Raw genomic sequence first — 22,043 nt, 5'->3', positions numbered from 1 at the left:
GCAGCGGCCTATTCGACGGTGACGCTTTTTGCGAGGTTTCGCGGCTTATCGATTGAGCGACCGAGCTGGTCGGCAATGTGATATGCCACGAGCTGGAGCTGGACGTTGCCCAGCACAGCCGCCGCACGTGGATGCGTCTCGGGAATTTCGAGGACGTGGTCTGCGTATCGCTCGGCATCACTCTGTCCGTCCGTGACGGCGACGACCGGTGCGTCACGCGCCTCGACCTCTTTGATGTTCCCGACTGTCTTTCGTGCTTTCTCGTCGTCGCCGATTGCCATGGCGAACACCGGTGTATCCTCGTCGACGAGCGCGAGCGGTCCGTGTTTGAGCTCGCCCGCGGCAAATCCCTCCGCGTGTTCGTAGCTAATCTCTTTGAGCTTCAGCGCGCCTTCAAGCGCGACGGGGTACTGGTGGCCCCGTCCGATGAAGAAGTACGACTGTGCGTCCTCGTAGTAGTCAGCGACGTCCTCGGCCGCCGACGTATCCAGAATCTGCTGGACGTTCCCGGGTAGTTCCCGCAGGGCGGGAACCACGTTGCGGCGCGTACTGCTACGCTCGACGGTGGCCATCGAGAACAGATTTAGCGCAGTCAGTTGTCCGGCGAAGGTCTTCGTCGCCGCGACGCCGATTTCGGGACCGGAACGGATGTAGAGTGTGTGGTCACACTCGCGGTCCATCGTCGAGCCGACGGTGTTCGTCAGGGTGAACGTTCGTGCTCCCCGGTTTTTCGCTTCCCGAAGTGCCGCCAGTGTATCCGCGGTTTCCCCGCTCTGGCTGATGCCGACGACGAGCGTGTTGCCGACTGGCGGGGGAGAGGTAGCGTACTCGCTTGCGAGGTATGCCTGGGCTGGCACACCGGCGTCGCGGAACAACTGTGCGCCGTACATCGCGGCGTGATAGGATGTCCCACAGGCGACGAACTGGACCCCAGCCGGGTTCAAATCGGCCAGGTCCCCGATGTCGACCGACGCCGTCTGTTCTTCGACCCGTCCCCGGAGACACTGTCGCAGGGCGCGGGGCTGTTCGTGAATCTCCTTGAGCATGAAGTGGTCGTAGCCACTTTTACCAGTCTCCTCGGCGTCCCACTCGACAGTGTGTGCCTCTTTGTCGACTCGATTGCCCTGGCTGTCCGTCACCGTCAGGCCACCATCCAATCGGGCGAACTCGCCGTCTTCGAGATAGATGACGTCACCGGTGAAATCACGGAAGGCCGGGACGTCACTCGCGATGAAGAACTCGCCGCGGTCGGAATCGGTACTCGCTCCCTCACCGAGGCCGACGACCAAGGGAGAGTCGTTTCGGGCGACGAACAGCCCCTCGGCGTCCTCGATAATCGCCGCAATCGCGTAGCTTCCCTCGAGCCGACCGATTGTCTCCCTGAAGGCCGCTTCCGGCGAGAGTCCCTCTGAGAGGTTGCTCTCGATGAGGTGTGGAACCACCTCGGTGTCGGTATCGCTGGTAAACTGATGGCCCGCAGCAGCGAGCTCGTCACGTATCGGCTGGTAGTTCTCGATGATGCCGTTGTGAACGACGGCGACATCATCCGTACAGTCTGCGTGGGGGTGGGCGTTCTCGTCGGTCGGTGGCCCGTGTGTGCTCCAGCGGGTGTGCCCGATACCGACCTCACCGGTCAGCGCTTGCCCGTCCAGCTTCTCACGGAGGTCTGCGATTTTGCCCGAGGTTTTGCAGGTAGAAAGACTCTCATCGAGCAGCGCGATGCCAGCCGAGTCGTAGCCCCGATATTCGAGCTTTTCGAGGCCGTGGACCAGCGTATCGAGCGTCTCGTCGCCGCGACCGATACAGCCGATGATACCACACATTATCGCACCACCTCCGTCTGTGCGCCGATGAGACCGCCGACCGTCGCGCCCGTCCCGATTGACGCGCCCGTTCCGACGAGCGTACCGGGCTCGAAGGCGACGTTTCCGACCGCCTGTACCCGGTCGGCGAGGACAGCCCCCAGCTCCTGAGATTCGAACATCTCGTTGCCGACGCGTACGTCCCCAGGACCGCCGGGTACCGTCACGTTCACCCCAAGGTCGACATCCTGACCGAGAACCGCGTCGACAACTGTCGACCCGTGGCCGATGCGGCTGTCGCTGTCGACGACCGCGCGTTCGAGTGTGACATTCGCACCGACGGTGGTGTTCTCTGCCAGCGAGACGTTCGGTCCGATGACGGCCGACGGGCCGACCTCACAGTCCGGACCGACGACGACCGGGGGCTGTAACACCGCAGTTTCGTGGATTACCGCATCCTCGTCAATCCAGATGCCGTCCTCGTGTGCTGTCGTTCCGATGCGGCCGCGCTCGAACACCTCGTTGGCCACGTAGAGGAGGTCCCAGGGGTAGGTCGCATCAGCCCAGAGACCATCGACTCTGACCGCGCGGACGTTGTCGTTGTCGATCTGTTCGATGATTGCATCAGAGAGAATCAGCTCGCCGTCTCGCTGTGGGGTCGACTGAATCGTCTCGAACATCTGTGACGGGAAGGCATAGACGCCCGCGTTGATGAGCCTGTGTTCGTCCGTATCTGGCTTTTCTTCCAGTTCGGTCACCTGGCTTCCGTCGAGGGTGACGACACCGTACTGACTCGCGTTCGACCGGTTGAGGACAGCCATCGAAATCCCGTCGCCGTCGAAGGCGTCGACGACACGCGACACCGACCCGCCGTCGATGAGCTTGTCGCCGTTGACGACGATGTGTGGTCCCTCGACGGCCGAGCGGGCCTGCAGCAGCGCGTGGCCGCTCCCGAGCTGTTTCTCCTGTGTCACGTACGTAAGCGGGGTCGAACGGTACTGTGAGCCGAAATACTCCTGGACGCGTTCCTGTCGATAGCCGACCACCAAGACAATCTCTTCCATCCCTGCCTCGACGAGGGCATCGAGGACATGCTGTAAAATCGGTCTATTTGCCGCCGGTAACATTGGCTTCGGCCGATTGTGGGTCAACGGCCGCAGTCGCGTCCCTTCACCGGCTGCCAGTACGACCGCCGTTGAAATGGTCATACAGGCCCATAACAGCCAGCGGACATGAACTTTGTGTCCCCGCTACTGTTCGCCCATCGCCTCGCCAGCGACCTTGCGGCCCTGGGCCGTCAGTGACACCTCTTTGCGCTCCCGGACAGTCTCGATGACATCGAATTCAATGAGTCTGTCGTAGATTTCTTCGACGCGTTCGACGTCAATGCCGACGAACTCCGAAATCGCGAACGGAGACACGCCCGAGTACAGTGCCATCACGACACGGCGTTCTATCGGGTCGAGTTCGAGGTCTGCGCGGTTTTGCTCTGCGCCCTCTTCGAGGAGTTGTTTCAGGACGGAGATGTGGTGTTCTCGACCCGAGAGGTAGGTCTGAACACTCCGGGCCTCCCCGTCCGTGTGTTCGACCTCTAGCACGTTGCGCTGCTCGCCGGCGACCGCTCGTTCGTCGCTCTCGAACTCGCCGATGTCGTCGCGCTCAATGTCGAACTTCTGGCCGTCTTCGAGCACCATCCGCACACTCTCTTTTGTCACCTTGAGCCGGCCCCGCTGCCACTCACTTCCTTGGACGACGCCGCCGACAACAGCTGGATGTTTGACGTAGATGACTGCGCCGTCGAGAAAGGCCCGATAGAAGTTTGTCTCGAAGGTCTCGTGGTCCGGTGTCGTGACGAGTAACACGTCGTCGTCGACATAGAGCGTCGTGTACCGTGTCTCCGAAGCGGCCTGCTGGTTCAGATCGTAGCGCTCCCCCATCTGGTCGATATCGCCAAGCGGGATCGATATTTTCTCGTCGCCGACGATTGCGATGCGCTTGTTCGTCAACATCACCCGGCACTGTTGCCACTCGGCGTCCGTGAGCTCCTGGCCGTTCTTAACGGCATGTAGATACTTTCCCTGCGTATCCTCGATTTTCGTTTCTGACGTGCTCATAGAACGCCGTCTCTTATCCAGAATAGGAGTCGCATCACAATTATACGTTGTGCCCTCATCAAAGTATCACCGCTCATTCATTGCCTCGCTGGCGAGATTTCGTCCGTGGGCGTTCAACGACACTTCGGTCCGCTCCCGAACCTTGTCGACAGCGCCGGTCTCCAGCAGCCGCTGATAAATCTCCTCAACTTCCTCGACATCGATGCCGACGAAACCAGACATTTCGAACGGTGAGACGCCCGAATACAGCGCCATTAACACTTGGCTCTCCATCTCGCTCAGTTCGTGGTCGTTCTCTCGTTTCTCGATTGCGGCAGCCAACACCTCCTCCAGCGAGTCCGTATGCCAGTCAGTTCCCGAGAAGTGTGTCTCGACGCTGCGTTCGTCCTCGTCTGTGTGCTCGACTTCGACGACCGTTCGCTGTTCCCCCATCACCTGTCGCTGTGCGGTGTCGATTGTACCCACATCCTCGATAGGGAACGAGACTGTCTCGTTCCCCGGGAGCCCGAGAACAATCGTCTCGTCGTCGAGTCTGAACCGCGACTTCGACCAGGTTGCCTCGTCTTGAACCACACCCCCGACTTTCGCCGGATGTCTCGCCAGGATCACCTCGTCGTGTAACGCTGCCCGGCAGAACTCAACCTCAAAGGAATCGAGTTGCTGTGCGTCGACGAGAATGACGTTGCTGCCGATGCGGAGCGGGGTCGCGGTCGCGTCTCTGTGCTCCGCTGGGAGGACCGAATCGTCGTCGAGAAGCCTGATGTTCGAGTAGGGAATCGCCTGTTTCCCCCCGTTCGTCGAGAGGACAAGGCGCTCGTTCGTTAGGATGACCCGACAGGACCGCCAGTTTGCCTCCGGCAGCGGCTCACCGTCTTTTATTGCGTACAGGTAGTCACCCGCTGTGTCGACGAGCTTCTGTTCCCCCTCACTCATACCCGATGCTCGTGTCGGAGAATACGAGGGGCCAGTATAAAAGCACTCTCACGTCGTCCGACTCTCGTGGGACGTGTGGCTGACAGACGTGTTGATTTAGGGCTCTGTACGAGTGGCCTCGAAGCCTTGGATGACGACGCGCTGGTCATCGGGGCCCATTACGACGACCTCGTGGTCGGTATGGCGGGCGTGTGTCCGCCCGAATCGCTTTGCGGGCCGCTGTTCGAGGTATAGCTCCTCTGCCGGACAGGCCTGACAGTCCGCCGTCCACGGCGACACGTCGTCCGGGTAGTGTCCGGTATGTCTGTGGTGGTCCAACGCGAACTGTTCGAGCGCACGGTTGCCGGCGTGGAGTTCTTCGAGTTCGTAGGTGAGTTGCCACTCCCGGTTACACGTCGAGCAGCGAACCGTCGGGTCCATATTGCCAGCGTGAGAGTCCGATGCGTCCGTTCCCGCGTTGAAGTCCTCTCCCACAACAGTCGACGTTTGGCGGCCCGTCCTAATGAAACTGACCCGGGCACGCAAACCAAGAGGTTTGTATCCCCCTCCACGAAAGAGAGGGTATGGTGGAAAACGTCATCTGGCCAGCGTATCTGGATGCCGGCCTCGCGCGCTCGGAGGGCCGACGCATTCCCGAGGAGTTGGCCGTCACCGAGCCGACGGTCGACGAGATTGCACAGGCGGTCCAGCAGGTGGGATACGATGCGGTCATCGAACGAGACAAGACCTACCCGAGAGAGTACGAGCCCAGAGGCCGTGTCCTGGTCAAAGACGCCGAGGACGCGACCAAAAGCGACCTACTGGGAGCAACCGCAGCCTATCTCGACGCGCTCCGGTGATGGAACGCGCTGGCACTGCCCTCGGAACCGCACAGGGCCTAGTTGTCGTCCGCAGCACCGACGAGACAGTCCCGGACCTCGGGACCGAACTCGTCGACGAGTCACTGACTGAAGTTGGTCCTGTTGTCGACGTGTTCGGACCGGTTGAGCGCCCGTTTCTGGCTGTCTCTCCGACGGTCGACCGTCCCGCCCTCCTGGTCGGCAGTCCGCTGTACACACAGCACTAACGATACGGAGAGCCTACCTTGAAGTACAGTGAGACCTACCATCTGCCATGCACCTTCACTGGCACCGGCGAGATCTTCGTCTCTCGGATAATCTGGGCCTGAACGCCGGCCCAGAGTCGGCGACGCTTCCGCTGTTCGTGTTCGACCCAGCGGTACTCGACAACGCAGCCCCACCACGGATGGCGTTCTTGCTCGACTCGCTCCGCAAGCTCAATAGCGAATACCGAGACCGCGACAGCGAGTTACTACTCGCACACGGTTCGCCGACGACCGTCCTCAGTTCGCTCGCTGAGAACCTCGACCTCTCGACTGTGACCTGGTGTCGCGATTACTCTGGACTGGCACGGGACCGAGACGCAGCCGTTCGTCGCGAACTCGACGAGGCTGGTGTCGATAGAGAGCCGGTCGACGACGCGGTCCATCACCGTCCCGGCGAGATAACGACCAACGACGGCGACCCCTACAAGGTGTTCACCTACTTCTCCCGGAAGTGGCACGATAGAGAGAAAGACGAGATTCCACCCAGCCCAGGGCGTGAGGAACTGGTCACCGTCGATGGAATTGTCCTGGAGCAGATAGCGAGCGCTATCGATGCCCACGAGGACCTCGGACGTTACTCGTCGGTTCCGACACTCGCCGAGTTGGGATTCGACGAACCAGATGCGGCGATTCCAGAAGGCGGAACAGAGCGCGCCCGGCAGCTGCTCGACTCGTTCTGTGAGTCCGACATCTATCGGTACGCCGAGCGCCGCGATTATCCGGCTGACGACTGCAGTTCTCGGCTGTCGGCTCATCTCAAGTACGGGACAATCGGCATCCGGACGGTCTATGAAGCCACCGAGCGAGCCAAATCGGAGGCCGACTCAGACGAGGAACGCGAATCCGTCGAGGAGTTCCAGGACCAGCTGGCCTGGCGTGAGTTCTACACACAGGTCCTGTGGGACCGTCCAGACGTAGTGACGAACAACTTCAAATCCTACGAGAACGACATCGAATGGCGCGAAGACGGCGAGGACCTCCAGGCGTGGAAAGACGGCGAGACAGGCTATCCAATCGTCGACGCCGGCATGCGACAGCTCCGCGAGGAAGCGTTTATGCACAACAGAGTCAGGATGATTGTCGCCTCCTTCCTGACGAAGGACCTGCTCATCGACTGGCGCGAAGGGTACGACTGGTTCCGGACGAAGCTCGTCGACCACGACACAGCGAACGACAACGGCGGCTGGCAGTGGGCCGCCTCAACCGGGACCGACGCACAGCCGTACTTCCGAGTGTTCAATCCGATGACCCAGGGCGAACGGTACGACCCAGACGCCAAATACATCAAACGCTACGTCGAGGAACTCCAGGGCGTTCCGGCCGATGTCATCCACTCCTGGCACGAACTCGAACCGGGCACCAGACGGATGCACGCTGCCGACTACGCTCACCCGATTGTCGACCACAGCGAGCGCAGGGAGCAGGCGATTGCGATGTTCGAGCAGGCCCGCGGCGACGACTAGCGCCAGCCCTCGGGGTCGACAGCACGGCCGAGAAAGAGCAACGAACCGGTCGGGCGGTCCCTGATAGCGAAGAGGAACGGGCGATTCGCGCGGAACTCGAATGGGTCCGTCGGGGCCGATGTGGTACCGGCGACGACCCCGGTTGCGCCTGCTGCTTCGGTGCCGGCCTCGTCGACGGCAACGAAGGTCTTGTGGAAGGCTTCGTGGATGAACAGGTCCTCCTCGGTGTCGGCGATGCCGTCGAAGTTCGCGGCCTGTTCTGCGAATGCGTCCTCCATTCCGAGCGCCTTGAGAGAGTTGCTCAGTTCGACACTCCAGTCGAACTCGAACCGCGGGAGATGGACGGTCCCTTCCTGCGGTTCGAGGCTCCCGACGAGGTCGTCGAGCGCTCCCTGGTCGAGGTTCGATTCGTACGTCTCGAACTCGCCCTCGGGCGGGAGCACGACGAGCATCGACACGTCGCCGCCGACATACGGGAGGTCGACAGCCTGGGCACCGTCCAGTTCGGCGTACGACCATTTCCGGTCCCGTTCCATCATCTGGACGGTGTGCTCGGTACCGCCGAGGGCGGTGAACGTCTCCTCGCTTGTGGCCTCCGTCGGGAACGTGTGTTTCCAGTTTGCGGTGAAATACACGGCATTGACAAGCACGAGCCGAGTCAGTGCCGTGAGCGAGCCCTCGGTAAGGAGGTCCTCGATGCGGTCTTCGGTCTCGGTTGCAACCCACTCATTGATGTCCTCGCGCGCCGCGGGGGCATCCTCCCGGAAATCGACCTCTTGCAGACCACTGCCGTAGTGTGAGTCGAGCGTGTCGAGGTAGGCATCTCTGAAGGGGAACTCCGACTGTCCCCACGCTGAGTTGACGACAGAGAGTTCGAACGGCTGCTCCCCGTCGGACCCACCCTTGCTGCGCTCGTCGAACTGCTCTGTGAGTTCCTCGAACCCTGCGTGGACGAGGTCATCGTCTAACCGGTAGCGTAACACTTCGCGCATCTGCTCTCTGGTGTCTTCGCGCGCTCCCGCATACGCCATCGCGAGACCGAGCGCGGCGCTGGCGGGGGAGGCGAAGACGTTCTCGGCCGGCTTGTCACCGACGAACTCTCCGTGGAGGTCGAACGCGAAGGCGTTCGTCCCGGCGACCAGTTTGTCGAGTTGGTCGTTGTCGAGGCTCAGGTCGGTGTCCGTTCCGTCGCTGTTCTCTTCTGGTGTCTCCGTCTCGGTGGGGGTGGAGGCACCACTATCACCATCGTCGCTGCCGTCTTCACCGATGCATCCGGCCAACGTCGCGGCCACGAGACCACTCGAAAGCGTCAGTAGTTGTCGTCGTTCCATACACAACAGTTCGCGAGTGGGAGATAAACTGGTTGGCCAGGATCAAATCACGGTTTGACCGTCTCCCCAGCAAGAGGGTGGCCTTATGTCTCTGCCACACATGTCACCGGTATGGATGTCGCGCTGGTCACCGTCGGAGACGAGATACTCTCCGGTGAGACGACAAACACGAACGCCGCATGGCTCGGACAACGGCTTCGCGATTCGGGTGTATCGGTCGAGCGGATGACTGTGGTTCCCGACCGAGTGGCCGATATTGCCCGCGTCGTCAACGAGTACCAGGCGGAGTACGACGCTGTCATCGTCACGGGCGGGCTCGGTCCCACGCCAGACGACGTGACGATGGAAGGAGTCGCCGCGGCATACGGGACAGAACTCGAAGCCGACGAGGCAGTCGGCGAGTGGCTCGAATCAGAGAAGGGGTACGAGAACGACGACCTCGCACCGGAGACGACACATATCCCCGAGCGGGCGGCGATGCTCAAGAATCCAGAGGGCGTCGCACCGGGCTGTGTTATCGACAACACCTACGTGTTGCCGGGCGTCCCGGCGGAGATGCGTGGCATGTTCGAACAGGTCGCCGAAGAGTTCAGTGGCGACCCGTGGTACGTCGAGACTGTCGAAACACCGGAGCCAGAGAGCCACCTGCTCGAGCGGATTACCGAGGTTCAGAAACAGTTCGACGTGACCGTCGGGAGCTATCCTGGAGAGAACGTCCGGCTCCGAATCGAAGGCACCGACGTCGAGATCGTCGACGCCGCCGCCTCGTGGCTGCGTGAGCAGGTCGAGTCGCCTCAGGCGTAGAGGCGCTTGACCCATAGCGCCGCGAAGAGGAGACCGCTCAACAGAATTGCCCACGCTGCTACGTCGACTGCGGTTGCGCCGACACCGACCTGGGTAGCGTCCAGAACTGGGAGGCTCATATTCTCGCGTTCGGCCGGGTATAATTAAGGCATTCCGGTTCATCGTAACGATGGTTTTTCACGCGCCCACACCAACGTCAGTCCGATGCGCCGAATCGGATTCGTCGTCAATCCCATCGCCGGGATGGGGGGTCGCGTCGGTCTCAAAGGAACTGACGGAAAAGTCGAGGAGGCACGCGCCCGTGGTGCGGAGATGCGTGCTCCGCCGCGTGCTCGCGACGCGCTTGGCGCGCTGGCAGACACAGAGAGAGACATTGAACTCGTGACCTACGGCGGCGTGATGGGTGCAGACCAAGCCCAGGCTGTCGGTTTCGACCCGGTCGTGGTCGGCAAGCCAGCCGCCGAGGAGACGAACGCGACCGACACGCGAGATGCGGTGGCCGCGTTCCTCGACCGGGGGGTGGATATGATTCTGTTCGTCGGCGGTGACGGCACCGCTGTCGACGTTGCACAGGCTGTCGAATCGGCAGACAAGACCGTTCCGATCCTCGGTGTGCCAGCCGGTGTGAAGGTCTACTCCGAGGTCTTCGGTGTCTCTCCCGAGGCCGCAGGACACATCGCCGGGACGTTCGAGATGACCGAGGCTGCAGAGGTGAACGATATCGACGAGGACGACTACAGGGAAGGCGAAGTCAATACGGAACTGCGTGCGCTGGCGACTGTTCCTGCCACGGACCAGCGGCAGGCGAGCAAGCAACTCGGCGGTGGCTCCATCGAGGGCATCGCCGAGGGGTTCGCCGAAGAGGTGACGCCCGGGACGACCTACGTTCTCGCCCCTGGAAGTACGGTCGGGACAATTACTGACGCGCTGGGCGTCGACGGGACGCCGCTCGGTGTCGATGTCTATCGGGACGGCGAACTCGTCGTCGAGGACGGCGCTGCCGACGACATTCTCGCTGCACTCGGTGACGAGAACGTTATCGTCGTCTCTCCTATCGGCGGCCAGGGATTCATTTTCGGACGCGGCAATCAACAGATTTCGCCTGCAGTCATCCGTAACGCTGGCGTCGAGGTCGTCGCCTCCCGGCGAAAGCTCGACGACATCGGTGTCCTCCGTGTCGACACCGGCGACGAGGAACTCGACGGATCGCTCCGTGGCTGGCAGCGCGTCCGAGTGGGCCGTCACGAGCGGCGGCTTATGGAAGTCGTGTAACGTTGCTGCAGTAGCTGCCATTCAGAGACATTCATCCCCGATAAGCTCCACAATATGTCTCAAGAGTTGCGAATATGCATATCCTTAAGGACGATAGGCGATAATAAAGGGGTATGGAAACGCGCAAGGTACAGCGGCTTGGGCCCTCGACGCTGGCGATGACGCTCCCGGCAGAGTGGGCAGGCGAGTACGATGTCGAGAAAGGTGACGAGGTGTCACTACGGCTCGGGGGGAAAGGAACACTCACCGTGTTGCCCGAGGCGGCACACAACGAGGGGGCAGAAGCGGTCATCACGACCGACGGGCTGACAGCAGACGCGGTCGAGCGCGCCATCATTGCACAGTACGTACTCGGACGGCGAGTGATCCACGTCGAGTGTGGCGAGGAGGCGACGCTCCCGAGCGACCACATCAACGCCGTCTACAATGCCGAGACACAACTCATGGGGCTCGGCGTTGTTGAGGAGACGCCAGACCGCATCACCATACGGTGTTCGGTCGACCCCGAGGATTTTACGCTCGATAACCTCCTTGAACGGCTGGAGTCAACGGGGAAGACGATGCGGAACGAGGCTGTCAGATCACTGGCACACCAGAACCCGGACCTCGCGCAGCGTGCACTCAACCGCGAGCGCCAGGCAAACAAGATATTCGTCCTCCTCCTGCGGTTGCTCTTTACCTCCTACCAGAATCCGAACCTGGCTCGGTCGGTGGGCCTGGATGACAGTTTCCCGCTTATCGGCTATCGCTCCGTGGCGAAAAACCTCGAACTAACTGCCGACAACGCCGAGGATATCGCTGAGACGGCCCTGAGCGCGGAGGGGCACGCGCTCAACGTCGAGACCGATACCATGCGGCGCATCCGCGAGTACACCGAAGATGTCGACCAACTCACCGAACTGGCCGTCGAGGCCGCAGTCGAGCGGGACTACGAGACGGCAATCGAGGTGAAGACGCTGTTCAACGACATTGAGAGCCGTGAACAGGAGATACTCGCTGACCTGCCAGAGATGCAAAACGAACAGTTGCTCCAGATTCGGGAAGTACTGGTCAGCCTCGACGAGACGGCGAACTACGCCGTCCGGAACGCCGAAATCGCCACGAACCTCGCGCTCGACGAGGAGTCTGACCACATCGGGATTCAGTAACTCCATCGCGGAGCCGTTCCGCACGAACTAAGTACCGAACAGGCAAAAGACAGGGTATGGCAGAGAGTACTCACGGGTCGGATATGGCGACCGGGCTCGGATTGCTGCTGGGACTTATCGCGGTAATCGCATCCGTGGCGACGGCCGGGACCGCCTACGTCTCGTTTCTCGGCGACCACAGCGACACAATGCAACTCATCTCTGGACTGGCACTGACTGTGGCACTGATCGGCGGCTGTCTGGCGGTCGTCGCCATCCACATCTACGAGTGAGTCGCCTGGCGGGGGTACCGACTGATAACCGTTAATACGCTCGAACACCAATATTACTCCAATGAGTGATAGCAGCGAGGATCCCACGGGGGGCGACCTCAGCGAAGAGGACAGGCAGATCCTCGACTATCTCCGCGAACAGGTGTCTCGGGGAGAGAGCTACTTCCGTTCGAAGAACATCGCCAACCACATCGGCCTCTCCTCGAAGCAGGTCGGCGCGCGATTGCCGAAGCTCGACGAGGAGACCGACGATGTGGAGATAGAGAAGTGGGGTCGTGCGCGCTCGACCACCTGGCGTGTGACCCAGAGCTAGGCGGGCGGAATCTCTTTACCTGTCTCGGTACAGAACTCCTGTATGACGCTCTCACTCGGCCTCGCACAGATTTCCATAGAGAATGCTGAGCCAGCTACGAACAGACAGCGAGCGCTTGAAGCGGTCCGCTCGGCTGCCGAGCGCGGCGTCGACCTCGTCGCGCTCCCGGAGATATTCACGGTGGGCTACTTCGCGTTCGACAGCTACGCCGAACACGCTGAACCGCTGGACGGTGAGACCATCTCCCGCCTGCAGGCAGTCGCCGACGAGTACGACATTGCTGTCCTGGCAGGTAGTATCGTTGAAGACCTGGCGGCGTCGGCAGCTGCGGGCTTCGAGACGCCGGCCCCAGAGGGGTACGCCAACGCCTCGGTCCTCATCGACAGCGAGGGAGTCTCTCAGGCAGTGTACCGGAAACATCACCTCTTCGGGTACGATTCAGCCGAACAGGAGCTACTCACACCTGGCGAGTCGCTGTCGACGGTCGACGTTGGAGGGTTCACCGTCGGGATGACGACGTGTTACGACCTCCGGTTCCCGGAACTGTATCGTGAGCTGGTAGACAGAGGAGCGACGCTGATTCTGGTACCGAGTGCCTGGCCCTATCCGCGTGTCGAGCACTGGCGACTACTCCCGCAGGCGCGTGCTGTCGAGAATCTCTGTTACGTTGCCACCATCAACGGCTCCGGCTCCTTCGACGACGCGACCTTGCTGGGTCGCTCGACGGTGTACGACCCCTGGGGGACGACACTGGCTGGAGTCGGGGAAGACCCAGGACTCGTGACCGCCCGTCTCGATCCAGAAGAGGTCGAGCAACGGCGAGCCGAGTTTCCGGCACTCGACGACCGACGGCTCTGATAGTGGTTGTCGCGAGGGTGTCTCACGACAGCGACCAACCCCCGGCTACGTCCGTAAACCGTGGAAAAGCAGGACGTGGTCACGAACATAGCTGCCATAATCCCGATGGGTTGCCCCAGTCGGGAAATTTAAACCCTGTCGGTCACAACAGCATGTTGCCGGGAGACGCTTTTCACGTCGCACCGGCACTAACTCCGACCACTCCATCCTCGGCGGCGGGCACTCGTGGTCGTCCGGACGACCACTTCTCCTCTCTCCCGGGCCTCGACTCCTCTCTTCGGGTGGCGAAAAGCTTGTGACCTGGGCAGTTGCGGTACTAGGTATGGACGAGGTCGTACGCGAACTGTTCCGTGCGAACGATCGTCATGTCACAACGAGACAAGACACACTCGGTGGGCTACAGGAGGGACAACGGCCGGAACTCCTCACAGTGTCCTGCGGTGACTCGCGCGTACTCCAGGACGGGATGTGGGACGACAGACCACCGGGCCACATCTTTACACATAGCAACATCGGCAACCGCGTCAGACAGCAGACCGAACGCGGGAAGGTCATTGCTGGCGACGTGCTCTACCCACTGGTCCATACCGGGACGGAGACCGTTCTGGTCGTCGGACACACCGGCTGTGGTGCAGTCACCGCCGCATACCGGAGTCTCACAGAAGGTATCGAGGACCGTCCCGGTATCGAGCACTGTGTCCGGCTAATCGAAGACGACCTCTCGGCGGCTCTCGACTCGCTCCCCCCGGATATCTCTGACGACGAGGCGATAAACCGACTCGTCGAGCACAACGTCGACAGACAGATTCAGCACCTGTGTGAGAGCGAGGACGTGCCGGACGCGGTCACAGCCGTCGGTGTCGTCTACGATTTCCATGATGTGTACTCGGACAAACGCGGCAGGGCACACCTCGTCAACGTCGACGGGACACACGATGTCTCCGTGTTGGAATCGCAGTACCCCGCCCTCGCCGACCGCATCCAGCGGCTGTGGACCTACTAGAGGCCACGAAGTATAATTATCGCTCTGTTTCCGGCGTCGTCGGGAAGCCGGTCGAGTCGAAGCTCTCCACCGACCGTATCCGCGACCCAGTTCGCTAGCCAGAGCCCGATTCCCATCGAATGAACAAGCGGCGTCTCCTCACCCTCGTTGATTGCGCGGCGGTCGGTGTCGGGTATCGGTGGACAGCCGTCTTCAACCCCAGTGACGACACCGTTGTCTGTCCGTTCGAGAGTGATACGGACTGCGGGGTTGTCGGCCGGGTTGTGCTGGATTGCGTTCTCGACGAGCTCTGAGACCGCTATTCGGTAGGATTTGGGTGCGGTGGCGGTCAGTTGTTCCGGCAGCGCCGTCGTGATTTCGGCCTCGGGCTGTTCGCGTCGGAACTGTACGGCGAGGTGCTCGATGAGTTCGACGAGGTCTGTCTGGCCTTCGACGGACGGATTGAACCCGACCTCGGTCTGTGCGGTTCGGGCCTTCTCGCTCAGCTCGCGGAGCTCTTCGGCGGCGTCTTCTATCTGCCTGGCTGCGTCGGCGTGCTGGTCGTTGGCGGCATTCTGGATAATCTGGGCGTGACCGAAGATTAGATTCAGTTTGTTCCGGACGTTGTGTCTGAGCACGCGGCTCAACACGTCAAGTTTCTGTTTGCGGTGACGCCGGGCGCGAACGTCTCGAACGACTCCAGTCAGGCCGTTGTACTGCTCTTCTGCAGGTAACAGATTGAACCTGATTTCGACGGGCTTGCGCTGTCCTGACTTCGCCACGATTGTCGTCAGCACCGAGCCCGAATCCCCATCTGTGCGCAGTGCTCCCCTGATATGCGTGTTGAGCTCTTCGAGCTCGTCATCCTCCAGTAAAAGCTCCGGTCCGCTTCCGATAATCTCCTCGCGCTCGTACCCCGTCAACTCGGTAAACGCCTCGTTGACCACGGTAAACTCCCCCGACTCGTCCGTCATGTAGAGGCCGTCTTCGGCCTGTTCGACGAGATACGCGTGCCGGTTCACTGCACCGTCGGCAGAACTGTGGATATCATCGCTCATACGTCAGCTCTCTTCGCTGTCAGTGCCGATGGATTCACTACACTTAAATCTGCGGCCAAGAGGGTCGTCACCGCCTGGGGACGAGACGGGTGTCGACAGGAGAGAACGCCCGTACGCCAGTCTCCCGCCGCAGGCAGCCCGAGCTACGTTCGCTCGTCGAGCGTCTGCCGTGCCTGTTCGAAATCCGTTGCCGTGATGACGACCTCGCCGGTGTGGTTGGCGACCTCCTCTGGGTCGATATCCGTCGCGACCGTCCGAATCGCCCGCATTGAGGCTTCCCGAGCGAGCGCCTCGATGTCGGCACCGGAGTAGCCCGCAGTGGATGCAGCGAGGGTTTCGAGGTCGACATCTTCGCCCAGGGGTGCACCCTCTGTGTGGACTTCCAGAATCTCGCGGCGTGCCTCTTGATCGGGATTTGGAACCTCGATATGCTGTTCGAGTCGACCTGGCCTGAGCAGCGCCGGGTCGATTCCTTCCTTCCGGTTCGTGGCCGCGAGCACCACGAGCTTGGGGTGGCCCGCGGCCCGGTCCATCTCCGTGAGCAACTGCGAGACGACACGCTCTGATACCTCGTTCCCCTGGCCGCGGCTGCTGGCGATTGCATCGATCTCGTCGAGGAAGACAATGGCCGGCGCAGCCTGGCGCGCTCGCTCGAACAGCTCTCGGATTGCCTGTTCAGATTCGCCGACGTACTTGTCGAGTATCTCGGGACCGTTGACGCGGACGAAGTTGACGCCACTTTCGCCCGCGATACCCTCCGCCAACAGTGTCTTGCCGGTGCCAGGTGGCCCGTGCAAGAGAACACCCGACGGTGGGTCAGCGCCCGCCTCTTCGAACAGCGGGCCGTACGACAGCGGCCACTCGACGGCTTCGGTCAGTCTGTTTTTGGTCGCGTCGAGCCCGCCGACATCTGCAAAAGTTGTCTCGGGCTGCTCGGCGACGTACTCGCGCATCCCCGACGGGTCGACGCCGGTCATCGCGGTCTCGAAGTCCGCGTAGGTCACCGTCAGTTCGGCGGCGTCGTGACCTCCCCGACGGAGCGCAGCCATCCCGGCTTCCCGACAGAGCGAGGCGATGTCGGCCCCGACGAAGCCGTGGGTTCGGTCGGCGATTGTCGGGAGGTCGATATCATCAGCGAGGGGCATATTGCGGGTGTGGACCTCCAGAATCTCCTCACGACCAGTTACGTCTGGGACGCCAATCTCTATCTCGCGGTCGAAGCGGCCGCCCCGCCGGATTGCCTCGTCGATGTCGTCGACACGGTTTGTCGCGCCGATGACGATGACCTCGTCTGTGGCTTCGAGCCCGTCGAGCAGCGTCAACAACTGTGCGACGACGCGGTTCTCCATGTCTGCGTCCTCGTCGCGAGCGCCGGCTATCGAGTCGATCTCGTCGATAAACAGAATCGCCGGAGCCTCTCTGCTTGCCTCCTCGAAGGCCTGGCGCAGCCGTTCCTCGGACTCGCCTTTGTATTTTGAGACGATTTCTGGGCCGGAGATTGTGTCGAAGTAGGCGTCGACCTCGTTTGCGACAGCGCGGGCGATGAGCGTCTTTCCGGTTCCCGGCGGGCCATAGAGCAAGACGCCTTTCGGCGGGTCGATGCCGAGTCTCGTGAACAGCTCCGGCTCCGAGAGAGGGAGCTCTATCATCTCCCTGACGAGATTGAGTTCGTCGTCGAGCCCGCCGATATCCTCGTAGGTCGTCGCCGTATCGGCGGAGCTACCCGAGTCGTCTGCGGTCTGTGTCGCGCTTTCCTCGACCGATGCCAGCGCTGGGTTGAGACGGACAACCGTCGACCCAGTAATCTTGACCGAGCCGCCGGGGTCCGTGTCCGTGACGACGTACGGTCCGTACCCCTCGGCGCGAATCTGTTTGCCCTGTCGCACGAGGTCGTCTCGGAGTTGTTCGCGCAAGGCCTCCTCGGAGGCCGTCTCGTTTGCGTGTTCGCTGGCTGGCTGGAGCGTAATTTGTTTGGCGTCGTTGACGCTGCCGCTTCTGAGTTTGACGGTGTCGCCGATGTTGACGCCCGCACTCTTTCGCGTGTCGGCGTCGACGCGGACGAACTGCCCGTCTTCGTCACTTGGCCAGACCTTGGCGACTGTCAGCCGTGACCCCTCGATGATAACCGCGTCACCGCTCAGTACACCGAGTTCGCTCTGGACGCTGTCAGAAATACGTGCCCGGCCGCGGCCGGCGTCGGCCTTCCGTGCACCCTCGACCGTGACGTCGACGATACCGTCGTCTGTCATACCGTAGGGTACGGACGAACGGGGTATATGTTTTCGGAGAATGACCGGCCTACTCTCCGCCGGGGAGCAAGTCACGCAGGCTTCTGCTGTAGGTGACCTGTATAATCGCGATTCCGACGAGAACAGAGAGAACGACGCCGACAGTCTGGACGATGGCTGCGGCTGTCTCTTCGTTCGTCGTCCACGGCGGTTCGAGGAGCGTTCCGAGAGCGACGATAATCACGAAACCACCGGCGAGCACGCCGAGAAATTCGAGTTTGTCGTCGTAAGCGAACGGGTTCATACCTAACGTCTTGTCGTTCTCCGTGGTAAGTCTCGTGGTTTCGGTCGGCTCCCGAAGTGAGAACACTCAAGACCGGCCCGACAGACCGTTCGGATAGAACGATGGGCATCGAACTCCCCGACCCGCTCGTCAATTTCGGTGCAGGCCTCGGATTGACGGTGACATATGGCGTTCCCAGTCGGTACAACGTCGGTCCGGAAGGACGCTGGTGGGAGGCGGTCAGACGCGAGCTGTCGGAACTCGGGGGAGTCATCGATGAACGCATCGGCCCGCGCCCGATTACCGCCGCAGAGTACGCGGGAACCGTCGATATGCCCCCGGCGCTGGTCGACGAATACCTCTGGAAGGAGGGATTTATTCGGAACCCCTTTTCGCGGTTGAAAACGCTGGACGGACAGCCAGAGTGTGGCTCCTGGGTCTACCGGGAGTCTCCGCTCGCCCCGCGCCAGCATCACGTTATGCTCTTTGCGACCGACGACGCACGGACACATCTCTACGCCCACGAGGAGGCCTCCAGTGTGAATCCACGAATGGGTGCCGACCACGTCGACGGCAACGGCCAGAACATCGCCGAAGGCGTCACGTGGGCCCGCGAGAAACTTCCGCTGACGATCGAAAAGGAGACACCCGACCCACCCGAAGCCGCCTGGACGGTTGCCTACGAGCGAGAGCAGACGTGAACGCTCTCACACTCACTCCGACTCTTCGTCGGGAGTGAACAGCGAGACGGCGTCGTGGACGAACCTGATAGCTGTCTCGCCGCCGAGCGCGCGGACGTGAATCGGCATCTCACCGAGTGATTCGACAGTCTCGACGAACTCAGAGTGAGCAACAGCGTTGTAGTACGCTGGAATCAGAACCGCGGTTTCGTCAGCCGTATTTTCCTCAACGACGAGAACGAACACCATCGGCCCACCGGTGTTTCGATAGACCTCAACGTTGTCGAACGTCCCAGTGTCAGTGAGTTCGGACAGACGGTCGTACTCCGGGTCGGGTACGAGGACGCTCAGTCCGTCCGGTTTCTCGCTGTCGTACCGTGGCGTCACGTCTCCGGGGGTGAGCGTCAGCGTCTCCCAGCCCTTCTCCTCGTATTCGTCCGCGATGACCGCCGTGTCATCGAGGAGATCCTGCCAGTACGTGTCAAACGGAGAGTTGTCGCCCAGATTATCCATACCCGGAATTGCGGGAGTGGTCGAAAAAAGCTGTTCGTCTACGACCAGACAGATGTGGCGTAACAGCCAGAATCCACTGGATTGCAACTGTCGACGGGGCCACAGTATTTATGTACATGGTGGTGCTTGAGAACGCTATGGCAGAAGATTCAGACAATCTGAACAGAAGAGGCTTCCTGCAGTACGCGGGTGCGACCGGGGCAGCAGTCACGAGTTTCGCACTCGCAGGCTGTTCCGGAGGCGACGAAGACGATCTCGAAGACGGTGAGGACGGCGAGGACGGCGAGGATGGCGGCGACACCACTGACGGCGAGGATGGTAGTGATGGCTCCGACGGTTCCGACGGTTCTGACGGAAGTGACGGAGAGGACGGTGACGACGGAGAGGACGGCAGCGACGAGCCGTTCGAGATCACGATGACCCAGCGTCAGGACCCGACGACGCTCGACCCACACGACCACCGTGAGACAACGACCGACAACGTCATTCTGCACGCCTACGAAGGTATCCTCTGGCGCGGACCGGACGGCGGAATCATCGAGAGTCTCGCAACCGAGTGGGAACAGCTGGCTCCAGACCGCCACAAGTTCACCATTCGCGAGGGTGTCGAATTCCACGACGGAACCGAACTCACGCCGAGTGACTGTGCGTTCAGCGTCCGTCGTGTCGTCGACCCCGACGTGGGCGACCTCGAAAGTCCACAGCGCGACCAGCTCGCCGGCATCGTCGACGCGGAAGTCGTCGAGGACGAGAACGCGATTATTGTCCATTCTGACGGTACGAACCCGCTTGTCTTCCAGGAAATCGCCTCGTACTGTTCGGTCGTCAGCGAGGAATGGATAAACAACAACGCAAACGAGGATATCGCGACCGACATCAACGGGACCGGGCCCTACCAGCTCTCCGAGTACACTGAGGGTGAGTCGACGCTGTTCGAGCGCTTCGACAACTACTGGGGCGAGCTCCCAGACGCCACGCAGGTCGAGATAATCGCCGCGGGCGAGGACAGCACGCGCGTCGGACAGCTCGAATCCGGTGAGACCGACATCGTCTCGGCGGTGCCGCCGGCTGACGCAGGGCGTATTGAGGGAAGCGACGACCTCTACGTCGCCGACGAGGGGAGTACTCGTATCCTGTTCCTGCCGATGCGGTACGACGTCGAACCGTTCTCGAGCGTCGAGTTCCGACAGGCGATGAACTACGCAATCGACCTCGACCAGATTATAAACGAAATTCTCAGCGGCTTCGGACAGCCAACTGCACAGCCGACGCTGCCTAGCTTCTTCGGTCACAACCCCGACCTCGACCCATACCCGTACGACCCAGAGCAGGCCGAACAACTCGTCGAGAACAGCGGTCACGCTGGCGCAGAAATCGAAATCGAGTACCCCGCCGGTCGGTATCTGCTGAACGATGAAATCGTTCAGGCGGCGGCCGGGTTCATCGACGAACTCGACAACGTCTCCTGTGAGGCTGTCAGTCGTGACTTCGGTACACTCGCGGGCGAATTGCTCGATGGCGATATCACGACCCAGCCGCCGTTCTACAACATCGGGTGGGGGAACACCACGTTCGACGCCTCCCAGACGATGCTTCCGTGGCTCACCGAGGGCACCTCCCAGACGCATTATGTCTCCGATGAGATGGAGCAGCTCATGTCTGACCAGGCCAGCGAGGCTGACGCAGACACGCGAGAGCAGCTCCTCCAAGATGCAAACCAGCTGGCACACGAGGACGCAGTGTGGGTATTCCTGAACCAGGAGTTCCTCGTCTATGGTATCAACGAGCGTATCGACTGGGAGCCCCGTCCGGACGAGTTCTTCCTGGCACAGGGAATGGAACGGTCCGAATAAAGACGAGCTGAGGCGTTGGTTCATGCGACTGACTCGGTTCTTCATACGACGGACGCTGCAGGGGGTTCTCGTCATCTGGGGAGTCGTCACTATCGTCTTCCTATTGCGCTTTATCACGCCCGGAAGCCCAATCGACTTCGTCGCTCCGATTGATGCATCTCCGGAGCTGCGACAGTCTCTCGCCGAGAACCTCGGCCTGGACAAACCAATCTACCAACAGTACGGCGAGTACGTATTCAACCTCATACAGGGCGATATGGGGTACTCCTTCCAGCGCGGCCTGCCAGCCAGCGAGATTATCTTCCGCCGACTGCCTGCGACGCTTGAGCTAGCGGTTGCTGCGACGGTCGTGGCAATCACCTTCTCGATTCCGCTGGGTGTCATCAGCGCAACCCGGCGAAACGAGCCCGTCGACTACGCGGCGACGAGCTTCTCGCTGGTCGGCATCAGCACTCCGAACTTCTGGCTGGGAATCATGTTAATTCTGGTCGTCGGGGTCCAGATAGACCTCCTTCCCACGAGTCGCCGGATTATCGGTTTCGGGGGCGCACTGGAGTTGCTCGTGACAGAGCAGAACTTCCTCGGGTTGCGTGTGTGGCTCTCACACATCATCTTGCCAGCGGTAACGCTGGGGACGTACTTCACGGCGCTTATCGTCCGGCTGACCAGAAGCGGAATGCTCGAAGAGCTCGGGAAGTCTTACGTTGAGGCGTCCCGGGCCAAGGGACTGCCAGAGACGCTTGTCACGTACAAACACGTGCTCCGGAACACGATGATTCCGATAATCACCGTCCTCGGTCTCCAGCTGGGGACACTCATCGGTGGGGCGGTCATCACTGAATCGGTATTCGACTGGCCGGGGCTAGGGACGCTGGTTATCGACTCGATACGGCAACGGGACTGGCCGGTTATCCAGGGGTCGATTATCGTCATCGGTCTCGGATTCGTGGTGATAAACGTCGTCGTCGACGCACTGTATGCGTATCTCAATCCGCGGGTGGAGCTAGAATGATAGGAGGAACCACGTAGCT

At 61.2% G+C, this 22,043-nt stretch carries 24 protein-coding genes; 13 read left to right on the top strand and 11 right to left on the bottom strand.

Features of this window, described 5'->3' with window-relative positions:
- Positions 1-8: 8 nt before the first annotated feature.
- From glmS to OSC37_RS02605, 5 genes are all read right to left on the bottom strand, one after another.
- Positions 9-1,823 carry a glutamine--fructose-6-phosphate transaminase (isomerizing) gene (gene glmS / locus OSC37_RS02625; RefSeq protein WP_267163052.1) on the bottom strand — a complete coding sequence of 605 codons (1,815 nt, stop codon included), beginning with the start codon at positions 1,821-1,823 and terminating at the stop codon, positions 9-11.
- Entirely contained in the window at positions 1,823-3,010 is a 1,188-nt protein-coding gene (gene glmU / locus OSC37_RS02620) for a bifunctional sugar-1-phosphate nucleotidylyltransferase/acetyltransferase (RefSeq protein WP_267163051.1), read from the bottom strand. The genes glmS and glmU overlap by 1 nt, the downstream gene beginning before the upstream one ends.
- Before the next feature lie 42 nt (positions 3,011-3,052).
- Positions 3,053-3,916 (bottom strand): CheF family chemotaxis protein, encoded by an 864-nt coding sequence (locus OSC37_RS02615; RefSeq protein WP_267163050.1) that lies wholly within the window; start codon positions 3,914-3,916, stop codon positions 3,053-3,055.
- A 66-nt stretch (positions 3,917-3,982) separates the two neighbouring features.
- On the bottom strand, positions 3,983-4,849 hold the full coding sequence (locus OSC37_RS02610) for a CheF family chemotaxis protein (protein ID WP_267163049.1): 867 nt from the start codon (positions 4,847-4,849) through the stop codon (positions 3,983-3,985).
- 96 nt (positions 4,850-4,945) lie between these two features.
- Positions 4,946-5,269, bottom strand: coding sequence for a DUF8062 family protein (locus tag OSC37_RS02605; RefSeq protein WP_368409562.1), 324 nt, complete (start codon positions 5,267-5,269; stop codon positions 4,946-4,948).
- A 143-nt stretch (positions 5,270-5,412) separates the two neighbouring features.
- On the opposite strand from OSC37_RS02605, the gene srp19 reads away from it, so the two are divergent.
- From srp19 to OSC37_RS02590, 3 genes are read left to right on the top strand one after another with little or no spacing between them, the layout of a single operon-like run.
- On the top strand, positions 5,413-5,688 hold the full coding sequence (gene srp19, locus OSC37_RS02600) for a signal recognition particle subunit SRP19 (RefSeq protein ID WP_267163047.1): 276 nt from the start codon (positions 5,413-5,415) through the stop codon (positions 5,686-5,688).
- Positions 5,688-5,915: an H/ACA ribonucleoprotein complex subunit GAR1 gene (locus tag OSC37_RS02595; protein ID WP_267163046.1), complete on the top strand. Its 228-nt coding sequence runs from the start codon at positions 5,688-5,690 to the stop codon at positions 5,913-5,915. Before srp19 ends, OSC37_RS02595 begins: the two co-directional genes overlap by 1 nt.
- Positions 5,916-5,962: 47 nt before the next feature.
- The gene (locus OSC37_RS02590; RefSeq protein ID WP_267163045.1) at positions 5,963-7,417 is read left to right on the top strand and encodes a cryptochrome/photolyase family protein; all 1,455 of its coding nucleotides are present in this window, start codon (positions 5,963-5,965) and stop codon (positions 7,415-7,417) included.
- On the opposite strand, the gene OSC37_RS02585 is transcribed toward OSC37_RS02590, so the two are convergent.
- Positions 7,414-8,748: a serpin family protein gene (locus tag OSC37_RS02585; RefSeq protein WP_267163044.1), complete on the bottom strand. Its 1,335-nt coding sequence runs from the start codon at positions 8,746-8,748 to the stop codon at positions 7,414-7,416. The two genes, OSC37_RS02590 and OSC37_RS02585, sit on opposite strands and share 4 nt — an antisense overlap.
- Before the next feature lie 111 nt (positions 8,749-8,859).
- On the opposite strand from OSC37_RS02585, the gene OSC37_RS02580 reads away from it, so the two are divergent.
- A complete protein-coding gene (locus tag OSC37_RS02580; RefSeq protein WP_267163043.1) occupies positions 8,860-9,552 on the top strand; it encodes a competence/damage-inducible protein A in 693 nt (230 codons plus the stop codon).
- On the opposite strand, the gene OSC37_RS02575 is transcribed toward OSC37_RS02580, so the two are convergent.
- Entirely contained in the window at positions 9,543-9,671 is a 129-nt protein-coding gene (locus tag OSC37_RS02575) for a hypothetical protein (RefSeq protein ID WP_267163042.1), read from the bottom strand. The genes OSC37_RS02580 and OSC37_RS02575 overlap by 10 nt on opposite strands.
- An 85-nt stretch (positions 9,672-9,756) precedes the next feature.
- On the opposite strand from OSC37_RS02575, the gene OSC37_RS02570 reads away from it, so the two are divergent.
- The 6 genes from OSC37_RS02570 (at position 9,757) to OSC37_RS02545 (ending at position 14,418) form a co-directional block, all read left to right on the top strand.
- The gene (locus tag OSC37_RS02570; protein WP_267163041.1) at positions 9,757-10,824 is read left to right on the top strand and encodes an ATP-NAD kinase family protein; all 1,068 of its coding nucleotides are present in this window, start codon (positions 9,757-9,759) and stop codon (positions 10,822-10,824) included.
- 113 nt (positions 10,825-10,937) lie between these two features.
- Positions 10,938-11,972: a phosphate signaling complex PhoU family protein gene (locus OSC37_RS02565; protein WP_267163040.1), complete on the top strand. Its 1,035-nt coding sequence runs from the start codon at positions 10,938-10,940 to the stop codon at positions 11,970-11,972.
- A gap of 56 nt (positions 11,973-12,028) precedes the next feature.
- On the top strand, positions 12,029-12,244 hold the full coding sequence (locus OSC37_RS02560; RefSeq protein WP_267163039.1) for a DUF7525 family protein: 216 nt from the start codon (positions 12,029-12,031) through the stop codon (positions 12,242-12,244).
- Between the two features lie 61 nt (positions 12,245-12,305).
- Entirely contained in the window at positions 12,306-12,557 is a 252-nt protein-coding gene (locus OSC37_RS02555; RefSeq protein WP_267163038.1) for a DUF7123 family protein, read from the top strand.
- Between the two features lie 42 nt (positions 12,558-12,599).
- The gene (locus tag OSC37_RS02550; protein WP_267163037.1) at positions 12,600-13,415 is read left to right on the top strand and encodes a carbon-nitrogen family hydrolase; all 816 of its coding nucleotides are present in this window, start codon (positions 12,600-12,602) and stop codon (positions 13,413-13,415) included.
- Positions 13,416-13,737: 322 nt separating this feature from the next.
- Positions 13,738-14,418, top strand: a complete 681-nt coding sequence (locus tag OSC37_RS02545; RefSeq protein ID WP_267163036.1) for a carbonic anhydrase — start codon at positions 13,738-13,740, stop codon at positions 14,416-14,418.
- On the opposite strand, the gene OSC37_RS02540 is transcribed toward OSC37_RS02545, so the two are convergent.
- The 3 genes from OSC37_RS02540 to OSC37_RS02530 form a co-directional block, all read right to left on the bottom strand.
- Complete coding sequence (locus OSC37_RS02540) at positions 14,415-15,455, bottom strand: PAS domain-containing sensor histidine kinase (RefSeq protein WP_267163035.1); 1,041 nt, start codon at positions 15,453-15,455, stop codon at positions 14,415-14,417. The two genes, OSC37_RS02545 and OSC37_RS02540, sit on opposite strands and share 4 nt — an antisense overlap.
- Before the next feature lie 143 nt (positions 15,456-15,598).
- Positions 15,599-17,704 (bottom strand): AAA family ATPase, encoded by a 2,106-nt coding sequence (locus OSC37_RS02535; protein ID WP_267163034.1) that lies wholly within the window; start codon positions 17,702-17,704, stop codon positions 15,599-15,601.
- 49 nt (positions 17,705-17,753) lie between these two features.
- On the bottom strand, positions 17,754-17,987 hold the full coding sequence (locus OSC37_RS02530) for a DUF8123 family protein (protein WP_267163033.1): 234 nt from the start codon (positions 17,985-17,987) through the stop codon (positions 17,754-17,756).
- 101 nt (positions 17,988-18,088) lie between these two features.
- On the opposite strand from OSC37_RS02530, the gene OSC37_RS02525 reads away from it, so the two are divergent.
- The gene (locus OSC37_RS02525; protein WP_267163032.1) at positions 18,089-18,667 is read left to right on the top strand and encodes a hypothetical protein; all 579 of its coding nucleotides are present in this window, start codon (positions 18,089-18,091) and stop codon (positions 18,665-18,667) included.
- Between the two features lie 12 nt (positions 18,668-18,679).
- Here the strand turns inward: OSC37_RS02525 and OSC37_RS02520 are convergent, their stop codons facing one another.
- Positions 18,680-19,159: a DUF7529 family protein gene (locus OSC37_RS02520; RefSeq protein ID WP_267163031.1), complete on the bottom strand. Its 480-nt coding sequence runs from the start codon at positions 19,157-19,159 to the stop codon at positions 18,680-18,682.
- 137 nt (positions 19,160-19,296) lie between these two features.
- On the opposite strand from OSC37_RS02520, the gene OSC37_RS02515 reads away from it, so the two are divergent.
- Positions 19,297-21,012 carry an ABC transporter substrate-binding protein gene (locus tag OSC37_RS02515; RefSeq protein ID WP_267163030.1) on the top strand — a complete coding sequence of 572 codons (1,716 nt, stop codon included), beginning with the start codon at positions 19,297-19,299 and terminating at the stop codon, positions 21,010-21,012.
- Positions 21,013-21,034: 22 nt separating this feature from the next.
- The gene (locus OSC37_RS02510; RefSeq protein WP_267163029.1) at positions 21,035-22,024 is read left to right on the top strand and encodes an ABC transporter permease; all 990 of its coding nucleotides are present in this window, start codon (positions 21,035-21,037) and stop codon (positions 22,022-22,024) included.
- Positions 22,025-22,043 lie beyond the last annotated feature (19 nt).

Origin of the sequence: Halovenus salina (assembly GCF_026410925.1) — an archaeon.
GTDB lineage: Archaea > Halobacteriota > Halobacteria > Halobacteriales > Haloarculaceae > Halovenus > Halovenus salina.
The sequence above is the reverse complement of the archived record's forward strand: the minus strand, read 5'-3'. Positions and strand labels throughout refer to the sequence as shown.

What these genes read in the sequence shown, in the direction of transcription:
- glmS (WP_267163052.1), bottom strand. Translation starts at nt 1,823, where the DNA reads ATGTGTGGTATCATCGGCTGTATCGGTCGCGGCGACGAGACGCTCGAT.
- glmU (WP_267163051.1), bottom strand. Translation starts at nt 3,010, where the DNA reads ATGACCATTTCAACGGCGGTCGTACTGGCAGCCGGTGAAGGGACGCGA.
- OSC37_RS02615 (WP_267163050.1), bottom strand. Translation starts at nt 3,916, where the DNA reads ATGAGCACGTCAGAAACGAAAATCGAGGATACGCAGGGAAAGTATCTA.
- OSC37_RS02610 (WP_267163049.1), bottom strand. Translation starts at nt 4,849, where the DNA reads ATGAGTGAGGGGGAACAGAAGCTCGTCGACACAGCGGGTGACTACCTG.
- OSC37_RS02605 (WP_368409562.1), bottom strand. Translation starts at nt 5,269, where the DNA reads ATGGACCCGACGGTTCGCTGCTCGACGTGTAACCGGGAGTGGCAACTC.
- srp19 (WP_267163047.1), top strand. Translation starts at nt 5,413, where the DNA reads ATGGTGGAAAACGTCATCTGGCCAGCGTATCTGGATGCCGGCCTCGCG.
- OSC37_RS02595 (WP_267163046.1), top strand. Translation starts at nt 5,688, where the DNA reads ATGGAACGCGCTGGCACTGCCCTCGGAACCGCACAGGGCCTAGTTGTC.
- OSC37_RS02590 (WP_267163045.1), top strand. Translation starts at nt 5,963, where the DNA reads ATGCACCTTCACTGGCACCGGCGAGATCTTCGTCTCTCGGATAATCTG.
- OSC37_RS02585 (WP_267163044.1), bottom strand. Translation starts at nt 8,748, where the DNA reads ATGGAACGACGACAACTACTGACGCTTTCGAGTGGTCTCGTGGCCGCG.
- OSC37_RS02580 (WP_267163043.1), top strand. Translation starts at nt 8,860, where the DNA reads ATGGATGTCGCGCTGGTCACCGTCGGAGACGAGATACTCTCCGGTGAG.
- OSC37_RS02575 (WP_267163042.1), bottom strand. Translation starts at nt 9,671, where the DNA reads ATGAGCCTCCCAGTTCTGGACGCTACCCAGGTCGGTGTCGGCGCAACC.
- OSC37_RS02570 (WP_267163041.1), top strand. Translation starts at nt 9,757, where the DNA reads ATGCGCCGAATCGGATTCGTCGTCAATCCCATCGCCGGGATGGGGGGT.
- OSC37_RS02565 (WP_267163040.1), top strand. Translation starts at nt 10,938, where the DNA reads ATGGAAACGCGCAAGGTACAGCGGCTTGGGCCCTCGACGCTGGCGATG.
- OSC37_RS02560 (WP_267163039.1), top strand. Translation starts at nt 12,029, where the DNA reads ATGGCAGAGAGTACTCACGGGTCGGATATGGCGACCGGGCTCGGATTG.
- OSC37_RS02555 (WP_267163038.1), top strand. Translation starts at nt 12,306, where the DNA reads ATGAGTGATAGCAGCGAGGATCCCACGGGGGGCGACCTCAGCGAAGAG.
- OSC37_RS02550 (WP_267163037.1), top strand. Translation starts at nt 12,600, where the DNA reads ATGACGCTCTCACTCGGCCTCGCACAGATTTCCATAGAGAATGCTGAG.
- OSC37_RS02545 (WP_267163036.1), top strand. Translation starts at nt 13,738, where the DNA reads ATGGACGAGGTCGTACGCGAACTGTTCCGTGCGAACGATCGTCATGTC.
- OSC37_RS02540 (WP_267163035.1), bottom strand. Translation starts at nt 15,455, where the DNA reads ATGAGCGATGATATCCACAGTTCTGCCGACGGTGCAGTGAACCGGCAC.
- OSC37_RS02535 (WP_267163034.1), bottom strand. Translation starts at nt 17,704, where the DNA reads ATGACAGACGACGGTATCGTCGACGTCACGGTCGAGGGTGCACGGAAG.
- OSC37_RS02530 (WP_267163033.1), bottom strand. Translation starts at nt 17,987, where the DNA reads ATGAACCCGTTCGCTTACGACGACAAACTCGAATTTCTCGGCGTGCTC.
- OSC37_RS02525 (WP_267163032.1), top strand. Translation starts at nt 18,089, where the DNA reads ATGGGCATCGAACTCCCCGACCCGCTCGTCAATTTCGGTGCAGGCCTC.
- OSC37_RS02520 (WP_267163031.1), bottom strand. Translation starts at nt 19,159, where the DNA reads ATGGATAATCTGGGCGACAACTCTCCGTTTGACACGTACTGGCAGGAT.
- OSC37_RS02515 (WP_267163030.1), top strand. Translation starts at nt 19,297, where the DNA reads ATGGCAGAAGATTCAGACAATCTGAACAGAAGAGGCTTCCTGCAGTAC.
- OSC37_RS02510 (WP_267163029.1), top strand. Translation starts at nt 21,035, where the DNA reads ATGCGACTGACTCGGTTCTTCATACGACGGACGCTGCAGGGGGTTCTC.